At 73.4% G+C, this 14,505-nt stretch carries 12 protein-coding genes and 1 pseudogene; 10 read left to right on the top strand and 3 right to left on the bottom strand.

Annotation, left to right across the window (positions count from 1 at the left end; all coding sequences use genetic code 11):
• The first annotated feature begins 44 nt into the window (after positions 1-44).
• The 5 genes and pseudogenes from ACWGH1_RS30580 to ACWGH1_RS30560 all read left to right on the top strand — a co-directional run.
• Complete coding sequence (locus ACWGH1_RS30580) at positions 45-1,028, top strand: carbohydrate kinase family protein (protein WP_453355329.1); 984 nt, start codon at positions 45-47, stop codon at positions 1,026-1,028.
• A gap of 31 nt (positions 1,029-1,059) precedes the next feature.
• The gene (gene metF / locus ACWGH1_RS30575) at positions 1,060-1,977 is read left to right on the top strand and encodes a methylenetetrahydrofolate reductase [NAD(P)H] (protein WP_453355330.1); all 918 of its coding nucleotides are present in this window, start codon (positions 1,060-1,062) and stop codon (positions 1,975-1,977) included.
• Positions 1,978-2,168: 191 nt separating this feature from the next.
• Positions 2,169-3,440, top strand: coding sequence for a beta-ketoacyl-[acyl-carrier-protein] synthase family protein (locus ACWGH1_RS30570; RefSeq protein ID WP_453351987.1), 1,272 nt, complete (start codon positions 2,169-2,171; stop codon positions 3,438-3,440).
• Positions 3,437-4,696: a ketosynthase chain-length factor gene (locus ACWGH1_RS30565; RefSeq protein WP_453351988.1), complete on the top strand. Its 1,260-nt coding sequence runs from the start codon at positions 3,437-3,439 to the stop codon at positions 4,694-4,696. The genes ACWGH1_RS30570 and ACWGH1_RS30565 overlap by 4 nt, the downstream gene beginning before the upstream one ends.
• Before the next feature lie 56 nt (positions 4,697-4,752).
• A pseudogene (locus ACWGH1_RS30560) lies at positions 4,753-5,166 on the top strand (dihydrolipoyl dehydrogenase); the annotation flags it as partial.
• A 40-nt stretch (positions 5,167-5,206) separates the two neighbouring features.
• On the opposite strand, the gene ACWGH1_RS30555 reads toward ACWGH1_RS30560, so the two are convergent.
• On the bottom strand, positions 5,207-5,695 hold the full coding sequence (locus tag ACWGH1_RS30555) for an anthrone oxygenase family protein (RefSeq protein WP_453351989.1): 489 nt from the start codon (positions 5,693-5,695) through the stop codon (positions 5,207-5,209).
• A gap of 224 nt (positions 5,696-5,919) precedes the next feature.
• Here ACWGH1_RS30555 and gdhA point away from each other — a divergent pair, with 224 nt between their 5' ends.
• Positions 5,920-7,272, top strand: a complete 1,353-nt coding sequence (gdhA, locus tag ACWGH1_RS30550) for an NADP-specific glutamate dehydrogenase (RefSeq protein WP_453351990.1) — start codon at positions 5,920-5,922, stop codon at positions 7,270-7,272.
• A gap of 417 nt (positions 7,273-7,689) precedes the next feature.
• On the opposite strand, the gene ACWGH1_RS30545 is transcribed toward gdhA, so the two are convergent.
• The gene (locus ACWGH1_RS30545) at positions 7,690-8,430 is read right to left on the bottom strand and encodes an SDR family NAD(P)-dependent oxidoreductase (protein ID WP_453351991.1); all 741 of its coding nucleotides are present in this window, start codon (positions 8,428-8,430) and stop codon (positions 7,690-7,692) included.
• A gap of 168 nt (positions 8,431-8,598) precedes the next feature.
• On the opposite strand from ACWGH1_RS30545, the gene ACWGH1_RS30540 reads away from it, so the two are divergent.
• The 4 genes from ACWGH1_RS30540 (at position 8,599) to ACWGH1_RS30525 (ending at position 12,921) form a co-directional block, all read left to right on the top strand.
• Positions 8,599-9,966, top strand: coding sequence for an AMP-binding protein (locus tag ACWGH1_RS30540; RefSeq protein WP_453351992.1), 1,368 nt, complete (start codon positions 8,599-8,601; stop codon positions 9,964-9,966).
• On the top strand, positions 9,963-10,769 hold the full coding sequence (locus ACWGH1_RS30535) for a thioesterase II family protein (RefSeq protein WP_453351993.1): 807 nt from the start codon (positions 9,963-9,965) through the stop codon (positions 10,767-10,769). Before ACWGH1_RS30540 ends, ACWGH1_RS30535 begins: the two co-directional genes overlap by 4 nt.
• A gap of 75 nt (positions 10,770-10,844) precedes the next feature.
• Positions 10,845-11,780 (top strand): DMT family transporter, encoded by a 936-nt coding sequence (locus tag ACWGH1_RS30530; protein ID WP_453351994.1) that lies wholly within the window; start codon positions 10,845-10,847, stop codon positions 11,778-11,780.
• 286 nt (positions 11,781-12,066) lie between these two features.
• On the top strand, positions 12,067-12,921 hold the full coding sequence (locus ACWGH1_RS30525; protein WP_453351995.1) for an AfsR/SARP family transcriptional regulator: 855 nt from the start codon (positions 12,067-12,069) through the stop codon (positions 12,919-12,921).
• Between the two features lie 13 nt (positions 12,922-12,934).
• Here the strand turns inward: ACWGH1_RS30525 and ccrA are convergent, their stop codons facing one another.
• Positions 12,935-14,284 (bottom strand): crotonyl-CoA carboxylase/reductase, encoded by a 1,350-nt coding sequence (ccrA, locus tag ACWGH1_RS30520; RefSeq protein ID WP_453351996.1) that lies wholly within the window; start codon positions 14,282-14,284, stop codon positions 12,935-12,937.
• Positions 14,285-14,505 lie beyond the last annotated feature (221 nt).

Genomic DNA, 14,505 nt, shown 5'->3' with positions numbered 1-14,505 from the left:
CGGCCCGCGCCGACTGGCCCCGCCACAGTCCAAGGAGAATTGTTGTGCGTATCGCCGTGGCCGGCTCCATCGCCACCGACCACCTCATGGTCTTCCCCGGCCGCTTCGCCGACCAGCTGATCAGCGAACAGATGGACCGGGTCTCGCTGTCGTTCCTCGCCGACCGCCTCGAGATCCGCCACGGCGGCGTCGGGGCCAACATCACCGTCGGCCTCGGCCGGCTGGGCCTGCGGCCGCTGCTCATCGGCGCCGCGGGTCTCGACTTCACCGAGTACCGCGGCCGGCTGCGCGAAGCGGGCGTCGACACCACCTCCGTCCGGGTCAGCGACACCCTGCACACGGCGCGCTTCGTGTGCACCACGGACGACGACCAGAACCAGATCGCGACCTTCTACGCGGGCGCCATGGCCGAGGCGGGGAAGATCGACCTCGCCGAGGTCCACGAGCGCGTGGGAGGCCTCGACCTCGTCCTCGTCGGCGCCGACGACCCCGCCGCCATGCTGCGCCACACCGCCGCGGCGCACGCCCTCGGGATCCCCGTCGCCGCCGACCCGTCCCAGCAGCTCGCCCGGCTCGACACCGCGCAGACCCGGCTGCTCGTGGACAGGGCGCACCTCCTCTTCACCAACGAGTACGAGAGCGCGCTGCTGCGCGAACGCACCGGCTGGGACGAGGACCAGGTGCTGGAGCGGGTCGGCACCTGGATCGTGACCCGCGCCGCCGACGGCGTGTCGATCCTGACGGCCGGCGCCCCCCGCCTGGACGTCCCCGCCGTACTCACCGACGCCGCGGCCGACCCGACCGGCGTGGGCGACGCCCTGCGCGCCGGCTTCCTCGCCGCCCTGGCCTGGGGCCTGCCGTACGAGCGGGCCGCCCAACTGGGCTGCGCGCTGGCCACGGTGGTACTCGAATCGGTCGGCACCCAGGAGTACAAGCTGCTCCCCTCGGACCTGCTGTCCCGCATCGACCGCGGGTACGGCAGCGCCGCCGCGCGGGAGATCGAGCCCGGCCTGGCGGGGCGCGCGTGACCGGGACGCCGACCGGAACCGGGGGCCGGGGATGACGGCACTGCGCGAGACCCTGCGCAGCGGGGCGCCCTCGTACTCCTTCGAGTTCTTCCCGCCCAGGACCGACGCGGGTTCGCGCGTGCTGTGGGACGCGATCCGCCGGATCGAACCGCTCTCGCCGACCTTCGTCTCCGTCACGTACGGGGCCGGCGGCTCCTCGCGGGACCGGACGGTCGAGGTCACCAAGCGGATCGCCGCCGAGACCACCCTGCGGCCCGTGGCCCACCTCACCGCCGTCGGCCACTCCGTCGCCGAACTGCGCCACATCCTCGGCCAGTACGCGGACGCGGGCGTCCTCGACGTCCTCGCCCTGCGCGGCGATCCGCCCGGCGACCCGAACGCCCCCTGGACCGCGCACCCCGAGGGCTTCCACCACGCCCACGAGCTGGTCTCACTGGTCAGGAAGTCCGGCGAGTTCAGCGTCGGCGTCGCGGCCTTCCCCGAGCGGCACCCCCGTTCGCCGGACTGGGACAGCGACATCCGGCACTTCGTCGCCAAGTGCCGGGCCGGCGCCGACTACGCCGTCACGCAGATGTTCTTCCACGCCGAGGACTACCTGCGGCTGCGCGACCGGGTCGCCGCGGCGGGCTGTGACACCCCGATCATCCCGGAGATCATGCCCGCCACCGACGTGCGCCAGATCCGGCGCTTCGCGCAGCTCAGCAGCGCCGCCTTCCCGCCGGCCCTCGCGCAGCGCCTCGAAGCGGCGCGCGACGACCCGGCGGAGGGCCACCGGATCGGCGTGGACTACGCCACCGCCATGGCCGAGCGGCTGCTCGCGGAGGGAGCGCCGGGCCTGCACTACATCACGCTCAACCGCTCCACGGCGACGCTGGAGATCCACCGGAACGTCCTCGGCTCGCCGAACAGCCCGGCGGGCGGCCGGCCCGCCCTCGCCGCGCCGCGCTGAGTCCGCGGCTGCGAGTACGTGACGGGCGCGTCCGCGGTGAGTGCGGGGTGCGATCCGTGGCGAGTCCGTGGCCCCCGCGCGGCGGGGGCCACGGACCGGTCCGCGGGCGCCCACCACCCGCGCTCGACCTGCCGTCGAGCGGAGCTGGCCAAGCTCGCCACCCATAGGACTCACCCGTGAAGGAACACCCAATGAGCCGACGCGTCGTCATCACCGGAATCGGCGTGGTCGCGCCCGGGGGAGTGGGCACCAAGGAGTACTGGTCCCTGCTCACTTCCGGGAAGACCGCCACCCGCCCCATCAGCCTCTTCGACGCCACCGGGTACCGCTCCCGCATCGCCGCCGAAGTCGACTTCGACCCCCTCGCCCACGGCTTCACCGCCGAAGACGCCCGGCGCCTCGACCGGGCGGCGCAGTTCGCCCTGGTCGCCGCCGACGAGGCGCTGCGCGACAGCGGGCTCTCCGCGGCGGGGCCCGATCCGGAGCGCACCGGGGTGACCCTCGGCAGCGCGGTCGGCTGCACCATGGGCCTGGACGACCAGTACAACGCGGTGAGCCTGGGCGGCAGCACCTGGCAGGTGGACCACACGCTGGCCGCACCGCACCTGTTCGACTACTTCGTACCGAGCTCGATGGCGGCCGAAGTGGCCTGGCGGGTGGGCGCCCAGGGCCCCGTCTCCATGGTCTCCACCGGCTGCACCTCCGGCCTGGACTCCATCGGCCACGCCGCCGAGCTGATCCGCGAGGGCAGCGCCGACGTGATGGTCACCGGTGCGACGGAAGCACCCATCTCCCCGATCAGCGTGGCCTGCTTCGACGCCATCAAGGCGACCTCGCCGCGCAACGACGACCCGGAGACCGCCTCACGGCCCTTCGACGCCTCCCGCAACGGCTTCGTCCTCGGCGAGGGCTCGGCCGTACTCGTCCTGGAGGAACTGGAGAGCGCCCGCCGCCGCGGCGCCCACGTCTACGCCGAGATCGCCGGTTTCGCCGGCCGCTGCAACGCGTACCACATGACCGGACTGCGCTCCGACGGCGCGGAGATGGCCGCCGCCATCGACAGCGCCCTGGACGAGGCCCGGCTCGACCCCACCGCCGTCGACTACGTCAACGCCCACGGCTCCGGCACCAAGCAGAACGACCGCCACGAGACCGCCGCCTTCAAGCGCAGCCTCGGCCGGCACGCCTATGACGTGCCCGTCAGCTCCATCAAGTCGATGATCGGGCACTCGCTCGGCGCGATCGGTTCCCTGGAAGTGGCCGCCTGCGCCCTGGCCATCGAGCACGACACGGTGCCGCCCACCGCGAACCTGCACACCCCCGACCCCACCTGCGACCTGGACTACACCCCGCTCGTCGCGCGCCAGCAGCGCACCGACACCGTGCTCAGCGTCGGCAGCGGGTTCGGCGGCTTCCAGAGCGCCATGATCCTGACCCGCCCGCGCCTGGGAGATGCCGCATGACCACCGCCCCCGCCCCCGCCACCGCCCGCCCGGCCACCGGTTCCACGGCTCCGGTCGTCACCGGCATCGGCGTGGCCGCGCCGAACGGCCTGGGCACCGAGGCGTGGTGGGGGGCGGTGCTGCGCGGCGAGAGCGGCATCCGCCCGGTCAGCCGGTTCGACGCCGGACCGTACCCCGCCCGCCTCGCCGGGGAGGTGCCCGGCTTCAATGCCGCCGACCACCTCCCGGGCCGACTGCTGCCCCAGACCGACCACATGACCCGGCTCGCCCTCACCGCCGCCGACGAGGCCCTCGCCGACGCGGCCGTCGACGTGTCCGGCCTGCCCGAGTTTTCCGCCGGGGTGATCACCGCGGCCTCCGCGGGCGGGTACGCCTTCGGCCAGAAGGAACTCCAGGAACTGTGGAGCAAGGGCGCCCAGTACGTCAGCGCCTACCAGTCCTTCGCCTGGTTCTACGCCGTCAACACCGGCCAGATATCCATCAGGAACGGGCTGCGCGGCCCGAGCGGCGTCCTGGTCACCGAGCAGGCCGGCGGCCTCGACGCGGTCGCCCACGCCCGCCGCCGGCTCCGCAAGAGCGGCGTACGGCTGCTGGTCACCGGCGGGGTGGACTCCTCACTGTGCCCGTGGGGCTGGGCGGCGCACCTCGCCGGGGGCGAGCTGAGCACCGCCGAGGACCCGGACCGGGCGTACCTGCCGTTCTCCGCCGACGCGGCCGGCCACGTCGCGGGCGAGGGCGGGGCCCTGCTCGTCCTGGAGGACGCGGACGCGGCGCGCGAGCGCGGCGCCCGCGTGTACGGGGCCGTCGCCGGGTACGCCGCCACCTTCGACCCGCCCCCCGGCTCGGGGGGCACCTCCCGCCTCGGGGCCGCCGCCCGGCTCGCCCTGCGGGACGCCGGGCTGGACCCCCGCGACGTCGACGTGGTCTTCGCCGACGCCGCCGGACGGCGCGCCGCCGACCGCGCGGAGGCCGAGGCCCTCGCGGCGCTCTTCGGCGCGTACGGCGTCCCCGTCACCGCCCCGAAGACGATGACGGGCCGGCTCGCCGCGGGCGGCGCCTCCCTGGACCTGGCCGCGGCCCTGCTCTCGCTGCGGGACGGGGTGGTCCCGCCGACCGTCAACGCGGGGCCGCCGGCCGCCGACTGCCCGGTCGACCTGGTCACCGAGGTGCGCCGGCCAGGCCGGCTGCGTACCGCACTGGTCCTGGCGCGCGGCCGCGGCGGCTTCAACGCGGCCATGGTGGTGCGCGCCGTCTGACGGGCGGGGCGGCAGGGCCGGGGCGCGTCGTGACGGAGCGGGTTGTGACGGAGCCCGAGCGCCTCGCCGGCCTGCCGGTCACACCGGTCGACTACGACGGCGTCGCGCGCGTCACCTACTGCGAGCCGGAGGTCGCCTCCGTCGGCCTCACCGAGGCCGGGGCCAAGGCGCGGTACGGCGAGGACAGGGTGGTCGTCAGCAAGTTCAACGCGGGCAGCACCGGCAAGTACAAGATCCTCAAGTCGGCCGGCGAGATCAAGCTCGTCCAGCTGCTCGACGGGCCCGTCGTCGGGCTGCACATGATCGGTTCGCGGGTCAGCGAGCAGGTCGGCGAGGCCCAGCTGATCTGCAACTGGCAGGCCCGGCCGTCCGAGGTGGCGCAGCTCGTCCACGCGCACCCGACGCAGACCGAGGCCCTGGGCGAGGCCCACCTGGCGCTGGCCGGGAAGCCGCTGCACGTCCACCGGTGAGCCGCGCGCGGCGGCGCCAGGCCGGCCGGGCGTCAAGGAGTCAGGGCGTCAGCAGCAGTGCCCAGCCCAGCAGGCCGGTGGCCGCCGTGCACAGCAGCGTGCGCCAGACGTTGGCGCGCACCCACGGCCCCTCGAAGGCGCGGCGGACGGCGGCCGGGTCGGCGATCCCGGCGGGCGGACCGGCCTTGTCCAGGGCATTGTTCAGCGGGATGTTGACCCGGGCCGTGACGGCCATCGCGGCCAGGCAGCACCCGAACGCCGCCGCCAGCGGGACCAGCACGGTGCCGCGGGCGGACAGGGCGTGCAGGACCAGGGCGAGGCCGGTGAAGAGCAGGGCGCCGATGTAGCCGAGGACGAACCAGCCGTTGAGGATGGCGACGTTGATGCGCTGCATCACGTCGATGACGGTCCGGTCGCCGGTGCGCCGCAGGGCGGGCATCACGGATACGGCGAACCCGTAGAAGAGGCCGCTGACCAGCCCCATGGTGATCGTGGCGGCAACGAGCGACGCCGAACGTGCCATTTCCATACGGGTGCTCTCCCCCGGTCGACCGGCCCCATGCGTCCCGCCGATCCTACGGGCCCCGTACGCCACGGGCCGGGGCGAACGCGCGCCGCTCCAGCGCGACGCGAGGGGAAAACAGGGGGTGTTCCAGGGGGCGGAAGCCCTCTCCACGGTCATGGCGGCGCACGGTACTCTCCCGCCTGGGCCCGCACGCCCGCCTGCCACCCTCCGAGAGGAAACACGCCGTGATGGACCCCAAGGACAGGCTGGACGCCCTCCGGGCCGACATCGAGCGACGCAATCCCGCCCAGCCCGAGTTCCACCAGGCCGTACGGGAAGTCCTCGACAGCCTCGCCCCGGTGTTCGCCGCCCGCCCCGAGTACGCCGACCCGGCCGTGGCGCTGGTCGAGCGGATCACCGAGCCGGAGCGGCAGATCCTCTTCCGGGTGCCGTGGACGGACGACCGGGGCCGGGTGCAGGTCAACCGCGGCTTCCGGGTCGAGTTCAACAGTGCGCTCGGCCCGTACAAGGGCGGCCTGCGCTTCCACCCGTCGGTGGACATCGGCGTGGTGAAGTTCCTCGGCTTCGAGCAGATCTTCAAGAACGCCCTGACCGGCCTCGGCATCGGCGGCGGCAAGGGCGGCAGCGACTTCGACCCGCACGGCAAGTCCGACGCCGAGGTCATGCGCTTCTGTCAGTCGTTCATGACGGAGCTCTCCCGTCACATCGGTGAGCACACCGACGTCCCGGCCGGTGACATCGGCGTCGGTGGCCGCGAGATCGGCTACCTGTTCGGCCAGTACCGGCGCATCACCAACCGCTGGGAGGCCGGCGTCCTCACCGGCAAGGGCCAGGGCTGGGGCGGCTCCGCGATCCGCCCGGAGGCCACCGGCTACGGCTCCGTGCTGTTCGCCGCGGAGATGCTCAAGGTCCGGGGCGAGTCCCTGGACGGCCTGAGCGCGGTCGTCTCGGGCTCCGGCAACGTCGCCCTCTACACGATCGAGAAGCTCCAGCAGCTGGGCGCCAACCCGCTGACGGCCTCCGACTCCTCCGGCTACGTCGTGGACGAGAAGGGCATCGACCTCGCGCTGCTGAAGCAGATCAAGGAGGTCGAGCGCGGCCGCATCGGCGAGTACGCGGCCCGGCGCGGGGCCTCGGCCCGCTTCGTGCAGGGCGGCCGGGTCTGGGAGGTCCCGGCGGACGTGGCCTTCCCGTCGGCGACGCAGAACGAGCTGGGCGAGGACGACGCGCGCACGCTGGTCGCGGCCGGGGTCAAGGCCGTCTCGGAGGGCGCGAACATGCCGACGACGCCGGAGGCGGTACGGGTGCTCCAGCAGGCGGGCGTCGCGTTCGGCCCGGGCAAGGCGGCGAACGCGGGCGGCGTCGCCGTCAGCGCGCTGGAGATGGCGCAGAACGCCGGGCGCGTGGCGTGGGGACGCGAGCGGGTGGAGGAGGAACTGGCCGGCATCATGCGGTCGATCCACGCGGTGTCGTACGAGACCGCCGAGCGGTACGGGGCGCCGGGCGACTACGTGACCGGCGCGAACATCGCGGGCTTCGAGCGGGTCGCGGACGCGATGCTGGCCCAGGGCGTCATCTGACCCCGGCCCACACGCCGTAACCCCCCGGCAGCCGGGGCGCGTCCGCGACGCCGTCACGCGAACGGGCCCCGGCCCCACTCCAGCCCCGCCGGGCGGGACGGGGCTCCGCCCTGCGGCCGGGCGGCGGGAGCGCGTCAGCCGACCGGCGGACGGGGCGGTCCGGGGAACCGGCCCTCGGTCATCTCCGTCGGCAACGAGAAAGCCGCCGTCGGTGCCGAGGCTTCGCCGGCACGGGCACGCAGGTCGTCGCGGACCGCATCGGCGTCCCGAGGGGCGAAGCGCGGCAGGCGCTGCACCGGCCTATGGCCCGCGGCCACCGCGCGGTCTTCGGGAGCCCGCACGCCCCCCGTGATCACGCGGTGGCCGTCCCTCTCGCGGGGTGGGCCCTCAGCTGCGTTGCGAAGTCGAGTTCGCGTGTCAGGCGGTGAAGCCGCCGTCGACGTGGATGGAGGCGCCGGTGATGTAGGCGCCCTCCGCACTTGCCAGGTGGGCGACGGTTGCCGCGATCTCGGCCGCTTCCGCAAAGCGGCCGACAGCGGTGAAACCGGCGATCATCTCGGCATTCGGCCCGTCGGCGGGGTTGGCATCCGTGTCGGTGGGGCCGGGATGCACCAGATTGACGGTGATTCCTCGCGGACCGAGTTCTCGGGCCAGGCCCTTCGTCATCCCGACCAGAGCCGTCTTGCTCATCGAGTACAGCGCCAGTCCGGGGAAGACCGCGCGCTCGGCGACATTGCTGCCGATGCTGATGATGCGGCCGCCCCGGCCCATGTGACGCACGGCCGCCCGGGACGCTGCGAACGGCGCCCGGACGTTCACCGCCAGGGTGCGATCGATCTCCGCCGCCCCCAGGTCTTCGAGGGGGCCGACGAGGAAGACGCCGGCGTTGTTGACCAGGATGTCGAGTCTGCCGAACATCGCGGCGGCCTCGTCCACCGCGGCCGTGAGTGCCTCGGGGACCGCGCTGTCGGCCTGGATGGCAAGGGCCCGGCGCCCCCTGGCCTTTATCCGTTCCACCACCTGGGTGGCGCGTTCCGCGCTGTTTTCATAGGTCAGGACGACGTCGGCGCCTTCTTCGGCCAGTCGCAACGCCACAGCGGCACCGATACCCCGGCTTCCGCCGGTGATCAAGGCAACGTTTCCTTCAACTCGGTTCATGGCACTGAGCATTGCCGGCACCAGCGCCGGAAGCTGGCGGGAATTCGACCTGGCGTTCGGCATCCGGGGGGACGTCGGAGTGGATACCCCGGCGGGCCGGAAGGGGCGCGCAGGGGGCGCGCAAGGTCGGGGTCGTAGCCTGGGGGGACTACTACCAGGGAGTCGCGCGTGCTGACCGCATTGGACGGGGTGTACGGGGACCGGGCGGACGCGCTCAGCGTTGCCGGGCGGGTCTGTTCGTACGAGCAACTGCTGGGCGCCGCGCGGGCGGTGGCGGCCGATGCGGCCGACAGCGGGGCCCCCGCCTTCGCCGTCACCGCGACCGCCTCGCTGGAGACCGTCGCCGCCGCCGTCGGCGCGCTGCTGGCGGGGGTGCCCCTCGTACCGCTGCCGCCCGACGCCGGGCGCGCCGAGCGGGAGCACATCCTGCGCGACTCCGGGGCGGCCGAGATCGGCGTCGACTTCGCGCGCAAGGCCCCCGACGGGGGACGGCGGGCCGCCGCGGACCGGGATCCCGCGCTGATCCTGTACACCTCCGGCACCACCGGCCCGCCCAAGGGCGTGGTGCTCACCGGGGAGGCCATCGCCGCCGACCTCGACGCCCTCGCCGAGGCCTGGCAGTGGAGCGCCGAGGACACCCTCGTGCACGGCCTGCCCCTGTTCCACGTGCACGGCCTCGTCCTCGGCGTCCTCGGCGCGCTGCGCACGGGCAGCCGCCTCGTGCACACCGGCCGGCCGACCCCCGAGGCGTACGCTGCGGCCGGCGGCAGCCTGTACTTCGGGGTGCCGACCGTCTGGTCCCGCGTCGCCGCCGAACCCGGGGCCGCCGCCGCCCTGTCCGGGGCGCGGCTGCTCGTCTCCGGCAGCGCCGCCCTCCCCGCACCCGTGTTCCGGGACCTGGAGGCCCTGACCGGCCACCGGCCCGTCGAGCGGTACGGGATGACCGAGACCCTGATCACCGTCAGCGGCCGCGCCGGCGGCGAGGTCCGCCCCGGTACGGTCGGCACCCCGCTGCGCGGCGTCCGCACCCGGATCGCCGCCGAACCCGGCGCGGAGATCGGCGAACTCCAGCTCACCGGGCCCACCCTGTTCGCCGGGTACCTGGGCCGCCCGGAGGCGACGGCGGCCGCGTACACCGAGGACGGGTGGTTCCGTACGGGCGACATCGCCGCCGTCGACGAGGACGGCGTCCACCGGATCGTGGGCCGGGCCTCCATCGACATGATCAAGTCCGGCGGCTACCGGATCGGCGCGGGCGAGATCGAGAACGCCCTGCTCGACCACCCCAAGGTCAGCGAGGCCGCCGTGGTCGGCGTCCCGGACGCGGACCTCGGGCAGCGCATCGTGGCCTTCGTCGTCGCCGAGGGCGTCACCGGCGCCGAACTCACCGACTTCGTCGCCGCGCACCTGTCGGTGCACAAACGCCCCCGCGAGGTGCGCTTCGTCGCGTCGCTGCCGCGCAACGCCATGGGCAAGCCGCAGAAGAGGCTGCTGCTCGCGGACGGGGCCGACGGCCGGCCGGGGGAGGGACGGTGAACGGGCTGCACCGCGCCGCCCGGGCCACGGGCAGTGCCTGGCTGCGCCGTTTCGACGCCGGACCGCCCGCACCGGACGCACCCGTCCTGCTGGTGCTGCCGCACGCGGGGGGGAACGCCGCCTACTACCGCCCGTTCTCCCCGGCGCTGTCCGCGCACGCCGAGGTGCTCATCGCCCAGTACCCCGGCCGCCAGGAGCGGCTCGGGGAGCCGGTGCCCGAGCACATCGGCGCCCTGGTCGACGGGGTGGCGCAGGCCCTGCGGCCCTGGCGGGAACGGCCGTTGACGGTGTTCGGGCACAGCATGGGCGCGCTGGTCGGCTACGAGCTGACGCGCCGCCTTGAGCGCTGCGGCACGGGCCCGCGCGGACTGGTCCTCTCCGGGCGCCGCTCGGCGCTCCTGCACCGGGAGGAGGAGGTCCACCTCCAGGGCGACGACGCCCTGATCGGGACGCTGACCGCACTGGCCGGGACCGACGCCCGGCTGCTGGCCGATCCGGCGTTCCGGGAGCTGATCCTGCCGGCGCTGCGCGGCGACTACAAGGCGGTCGCGGCCTACCGGCACGAGCCGGGTCCGCCGCTGCGCACGCCCGTCAGCGTGCTGACCGGCGAGTCCGACCCGCGCGTCAGCGTCGCTGAGGCCATGGCCTGGCGGGAGCTGACCGAGGGCGCCTTCACCTTCCGCTCCTTCCCGGGCGGCCACTTCTACCTCAACGACCGGCGCGAGGCGGTGATCCGGGCCCTCGTAGCGGACCTGGCGGCCTTCACCGCCGCCCGTCCGGCGCCGGCCGGTCCGCCGGGGTAGCCGGGGCCTCCCACCGGTGGCCGGATCGGGAGTGACGACCTGGGCACGGTGGCCGGGCGTCGGTACGTTGCTCGCATGGATCAAACGGCTGGCGCTCCCAGAACCGATCACCGTGCCCTCACAGCGGCTGCAGTCACCGTCGTGATGTGGGCCTCCGCATTCGTCTCCATCCGTGCCTCGGCCCAGCACTTCGGGCCCGGCGCCCTGGCTCTGGGCAGGCTCCTGACCGCTTCGATCGCACTCGGCGCGGTGCTGCTGGTCAAACGGGTGCCGCTGCCGGCACGGCAGGCCTGGCCGGGGATCCTCGCCTCCGGCGTGCTGTGGTTCGGGCTCTACATGGTGGCGCTGAACTGGGGCGAGCAGGGTGTCGACGCCGGCACGGCGGCGATGATCGTCAACATCGGTCCCATCGTCATCGCCCTGCTGAGCGGGTGGATCCTCAAGGAGGGTTTCCCGCCGATGCTGCTGGCCGGGATGGCCGTCTCCTTCGTCGGCGCGGCCGTCGTGGGGATGTCCACCTCCAAGGGCGGCGGCTCCTCCCTGTCCGGGGTGCTGCTCTGTCTGCTCGCCGCGCTCACCTACGGGGCCGGGGTGGTCTCGCAGAAGCCGGCGCTGCGGCACGCGAGTCCGCTCCAGGTGACCACGTACGGCTGCTTCGTCGGTACGGCGGCCACCCTGCCGTTCGCCGGGCAGCTGTTCTCGCAGCTCCCCGAGGCGCCGCTGACCGCCACGCTCAACATGGTCTACCTGGGCCTCTTCCCGACCGCCCTGGCCTTCACCACCTGGACGTACGCGCTGTCGCGCACCACGGCCGGGAAGATGGGCGCGACCACGTACGCGGTGCCCGCCGTGGTGGTGCTGATCGCCTGGCTCGTCCTGGACGAGGTGCCCGGCTGGCTGACCCTGCTGGGCGGCGCGATCTGCCTCGGCGGTGTGGCGGTGTCCCGTACCCGCGGCGCGCGCCCCGCGCCCGTGGCGGCCCCGGCGAAGGAGGCCGCCGACCGGCCGTGACCGGCGGCGCGGGAGGCGGCGGGAAGGGCGGCGGGTGTCCCGCCGCCCTTTCTCATGTCCTGAGCGCACCGGAATACAGACCTGACGGTCTGTTTTTGAGTGTCCATCAGGCGGGATCGATCGCCCTGCTGGGGCTGTTGTGAAGTGCCCTGCGGGCGGATGTCGAGTGCCGAGCCGCGTGCCACACGATAACCCCAGATGAAAACGGCGCAGTTGGTTTGATATTGACAAACCGTGGGGCCTGTTTTTTACTGAGGCAGGCTCATCCACGGACAGGGGAGTACGCGTGGACATCGAAGTACTTGGCACACTGGCGGTGCGGGAGCACGGAGTCTCCATCACGCCGACCGCCCTCAAGCCGCGGCAGGTCCTGGCACTCCTGGCCCTGCACGCCGACCAGGTCGTGCCCGTGTCGGCCCTCATCGAGGAACTGTGGGCCGGCGAACCGCCGCGCAGCGCCCGCACCACCCTGCAGACGTACGTGCTCCAGCTCCGGTCCCTGATCACCACCGCCCTCGAACGGGGCGGCGACGGCAGCCGGACGGCGAAGGACGTCCTCGTCACCCTGCCCGGCGGTTACCTGCTCGACAGCAACGGCGGCACCAGCGACGTCCGCGAGTTCGACCGGCTCGCGGGCCTCGGCTACCGGGCCATGGACGCCGGCGACCACCCCGGCGCGGCGCGGCTGCTGCGCGAGGCGCTGGCCCTGTGGTCCGGGCCCGCGTTCGCCGACGTGACGGGCGGCGTACAGCTGGACATGGAGTGCCGCCGCCTGGAGGAGACCCGGCTGTGCGCCCTCGACCAGCGCATCGAGGCGGACCTGCGGCTGGGCCGGCACCGCGAGCTGCTCGCCGAACTGACCGTGCTGGCCAGCCGCTACCGCACCCACGAGAACCTGCACGGCCAGTTCATGCTCGCCCTGCACCGTTCCGGCCGCCGCGGCGAAGCGCTCGACGTGTACCAGCGGCTGCGCGCCACCCTCGTGCGCGAACTCGGCATCGAGCCGTCCGTGGCGCTGCGCCGGCTCCAGCGCTCGATCCTCATGGCCGGTCCGGAAGCGGCCGCCGCTGCCGGGTCCGCACCCGCCCAGCCCGCCGCGCCCGTCCAGAACCCCGACGAACGGCTGGTCCGCGTCGGCTGAACCGGCCGGCGGGCTACCGCGGGGCGGGCTGCGGGCGGAAGCGGTTGATGGCGTCCAGGTGCTTCGCGCGGAGCTCGTGGTCGCGCACGCCCAGGCCCTCCTCCGGGGCCAGGCCGAGGACGCCGACCTTGCCCTGGTGGAGGTTGGCGTGGACCTCGTAGGCGGCCTGGCCGGTCTCCTCCAGGGAGTACACCTTCGACAGGGTGGGGTGGATCTTGCCCTTGGCGATCAGGCGGTTGGCCTCCCACGCCTCGCGGTAGTTCGCGAAATGGGAGCCGATGATCCGCTTGAGGGACATCCACAGGTAGCGGTTGTCGTACTCGTGCCGGAACCCCGAGGTGGAGGCGCAGGTGACGATCGTGCCGCCCTTGCGGGTGACGTAGACCGATGCGCCGAAGGTCTCGCGGCCCGGGTGCTCGAACACGATGTCCACGTCTTCGCCGCCGGTCAGCTCGCGGATGCGCTTGCCGAAGCGCTTCCACTCGCGCGGGTCCTGGGTGTGCTCGTCCTTCCAGAACCTGTAGCCCTCGGCGTTGCGGTCGATGACCGCCTCCGCGCCCATCGCCTCGCAGATGGCTGCCTTCTCCGGGCTGGAGACGACACAGATCGGGTTCGCGCCGCCGGCCAGCGCCAGCTGCGTGGCGTACGAGCCGAGGCCGCCGCTCGCGCCCCAGACCAGGACGTTGTCGCCCTGCTTCATGCCGGCGCCGTTGCGGGAGACCAGCTGGCGGTAGGCGGTGGAGTTCACCAGGCCCGGCGAGGCGGCCTCCTCCCAGGTCAGGTGCTCCGGCTTGGGCATCAGCTGGTTCGACTTCACGAGCGCCAGCTCCGCCAGACCGCCGAAGTTGGTCTCGAAGCCCCAGATGCGCTGCTCCGGATCGAGCATCGTGTCACCGTGCCCGTCGGCGGACTCCAGCTCCACCGACAGGCAGTGCGCGACGACGCGGTCGCCCGCCTTCCACCGGTTGACGCCCGGACCCGTGCGCAGCACGACGCCCGCCAGGTCCGAACCCAGGACGTGGTACGGGAGGTCGTGGCGCTTGGTGAGCTCCGACAGGCGCCCGTAGCGCTCCAGGAAGCCGAACGTCGGCAGCGGCTCGAAGATCGAGCTCCACACCGTGTTGTAGTTGACGGCGCTCGCCATGACGGCGACCAGCGCCTCGCCGGGCCCCGGCTGCGGGGTCGGGACGTCCTGGAGGCGCAGGGACTTGCGCGGGTCCTTGTCCGCCGAGGCCATTCCCTCGAACATGTCCGTCTCGTCCCGGCGCACCACGTTCCCGCGGTAGGAATCCGGCAGCGCCAGCGCCGCGAAGTCGGCCGCCGCCGCGTCGTCGGAGAGCAGGGCATTGACGATCTCGTCCACGTGAATTCCCTTGCGAATAGAGGGGACGGTTCCGGACAGGCTAGAGGCGTTCCCGGACCAGACGCCCGCCACTTTTCACAATCCGGAGAAAACCGCCGGAAGAATTGACACGGCGTGGAGCTCCGTCTCCCAGTGGCTCCCAACCCCGATGATCTCGCAGGTCATCGTCTGTGTGGTCGCTTTCCCGAAGGCCCGGTCGAGAATCCCTGGAAAGGCGCTGG

It is taken from the genome of Streptomyces sp. NPDC054883, from assembly GCF_053610645.1.
The sequence above is the reverse complement of the archived record's forward strand: the minus strand, read 5'-3'. Positions and strand labels throughout refer to the sequence as shown.

Coding starts and splice junctions, on each gene's coding strand:
- metF (WP_453355330.1), top strand. CDS start 1,060: ATGACGGCACTGCGCGAGACCCTGCGCAGCGGGGCGCCCTCGTACTCC.
- ACWGH1_RS30570 (WP_453351987.1), top strand. CDS start 2,169: ATGAGCCGACGCGTCGTCATCACCGGAATCGGCGTGGTCGCGCCCGGG.
- ACWGH1_RS30565 (WP_453351988.1), top strand. CDS start 3,437: ATGACCACCGCCCCCGCCCCCGCCACCGCCCGCCCGGCCACCGGTTCC.
- ACWGH1_RS30555 (WP_453351989.1), bottom strand. CDS start 5,695: ATGGAAATGGCACGTTCGGCGTCGCTCGTTGCCGCCACGATCACCATG.
- gdhA (WP_453351990.1), top strand. CDS start 5,920: ATGGACCCCAAGGACAGGCTGGACGCCCTCCGGGCCGACATCGAGCGA.
- ACWGH1_RS30545 (WP_453351991.1), bottom strand. CDS start 8,430: ATGAACCGAGTTGAAGGAAACGTTGCCTTGATCACCGGCGGAAGCCGG.
- ACWGH1_RS30530 (WP_453351994.1), top strand. CDS start 10,845: ATGGATCAAACGGCTGGCGCTCCCAGAACCGATCACCGTGCCCTCACA.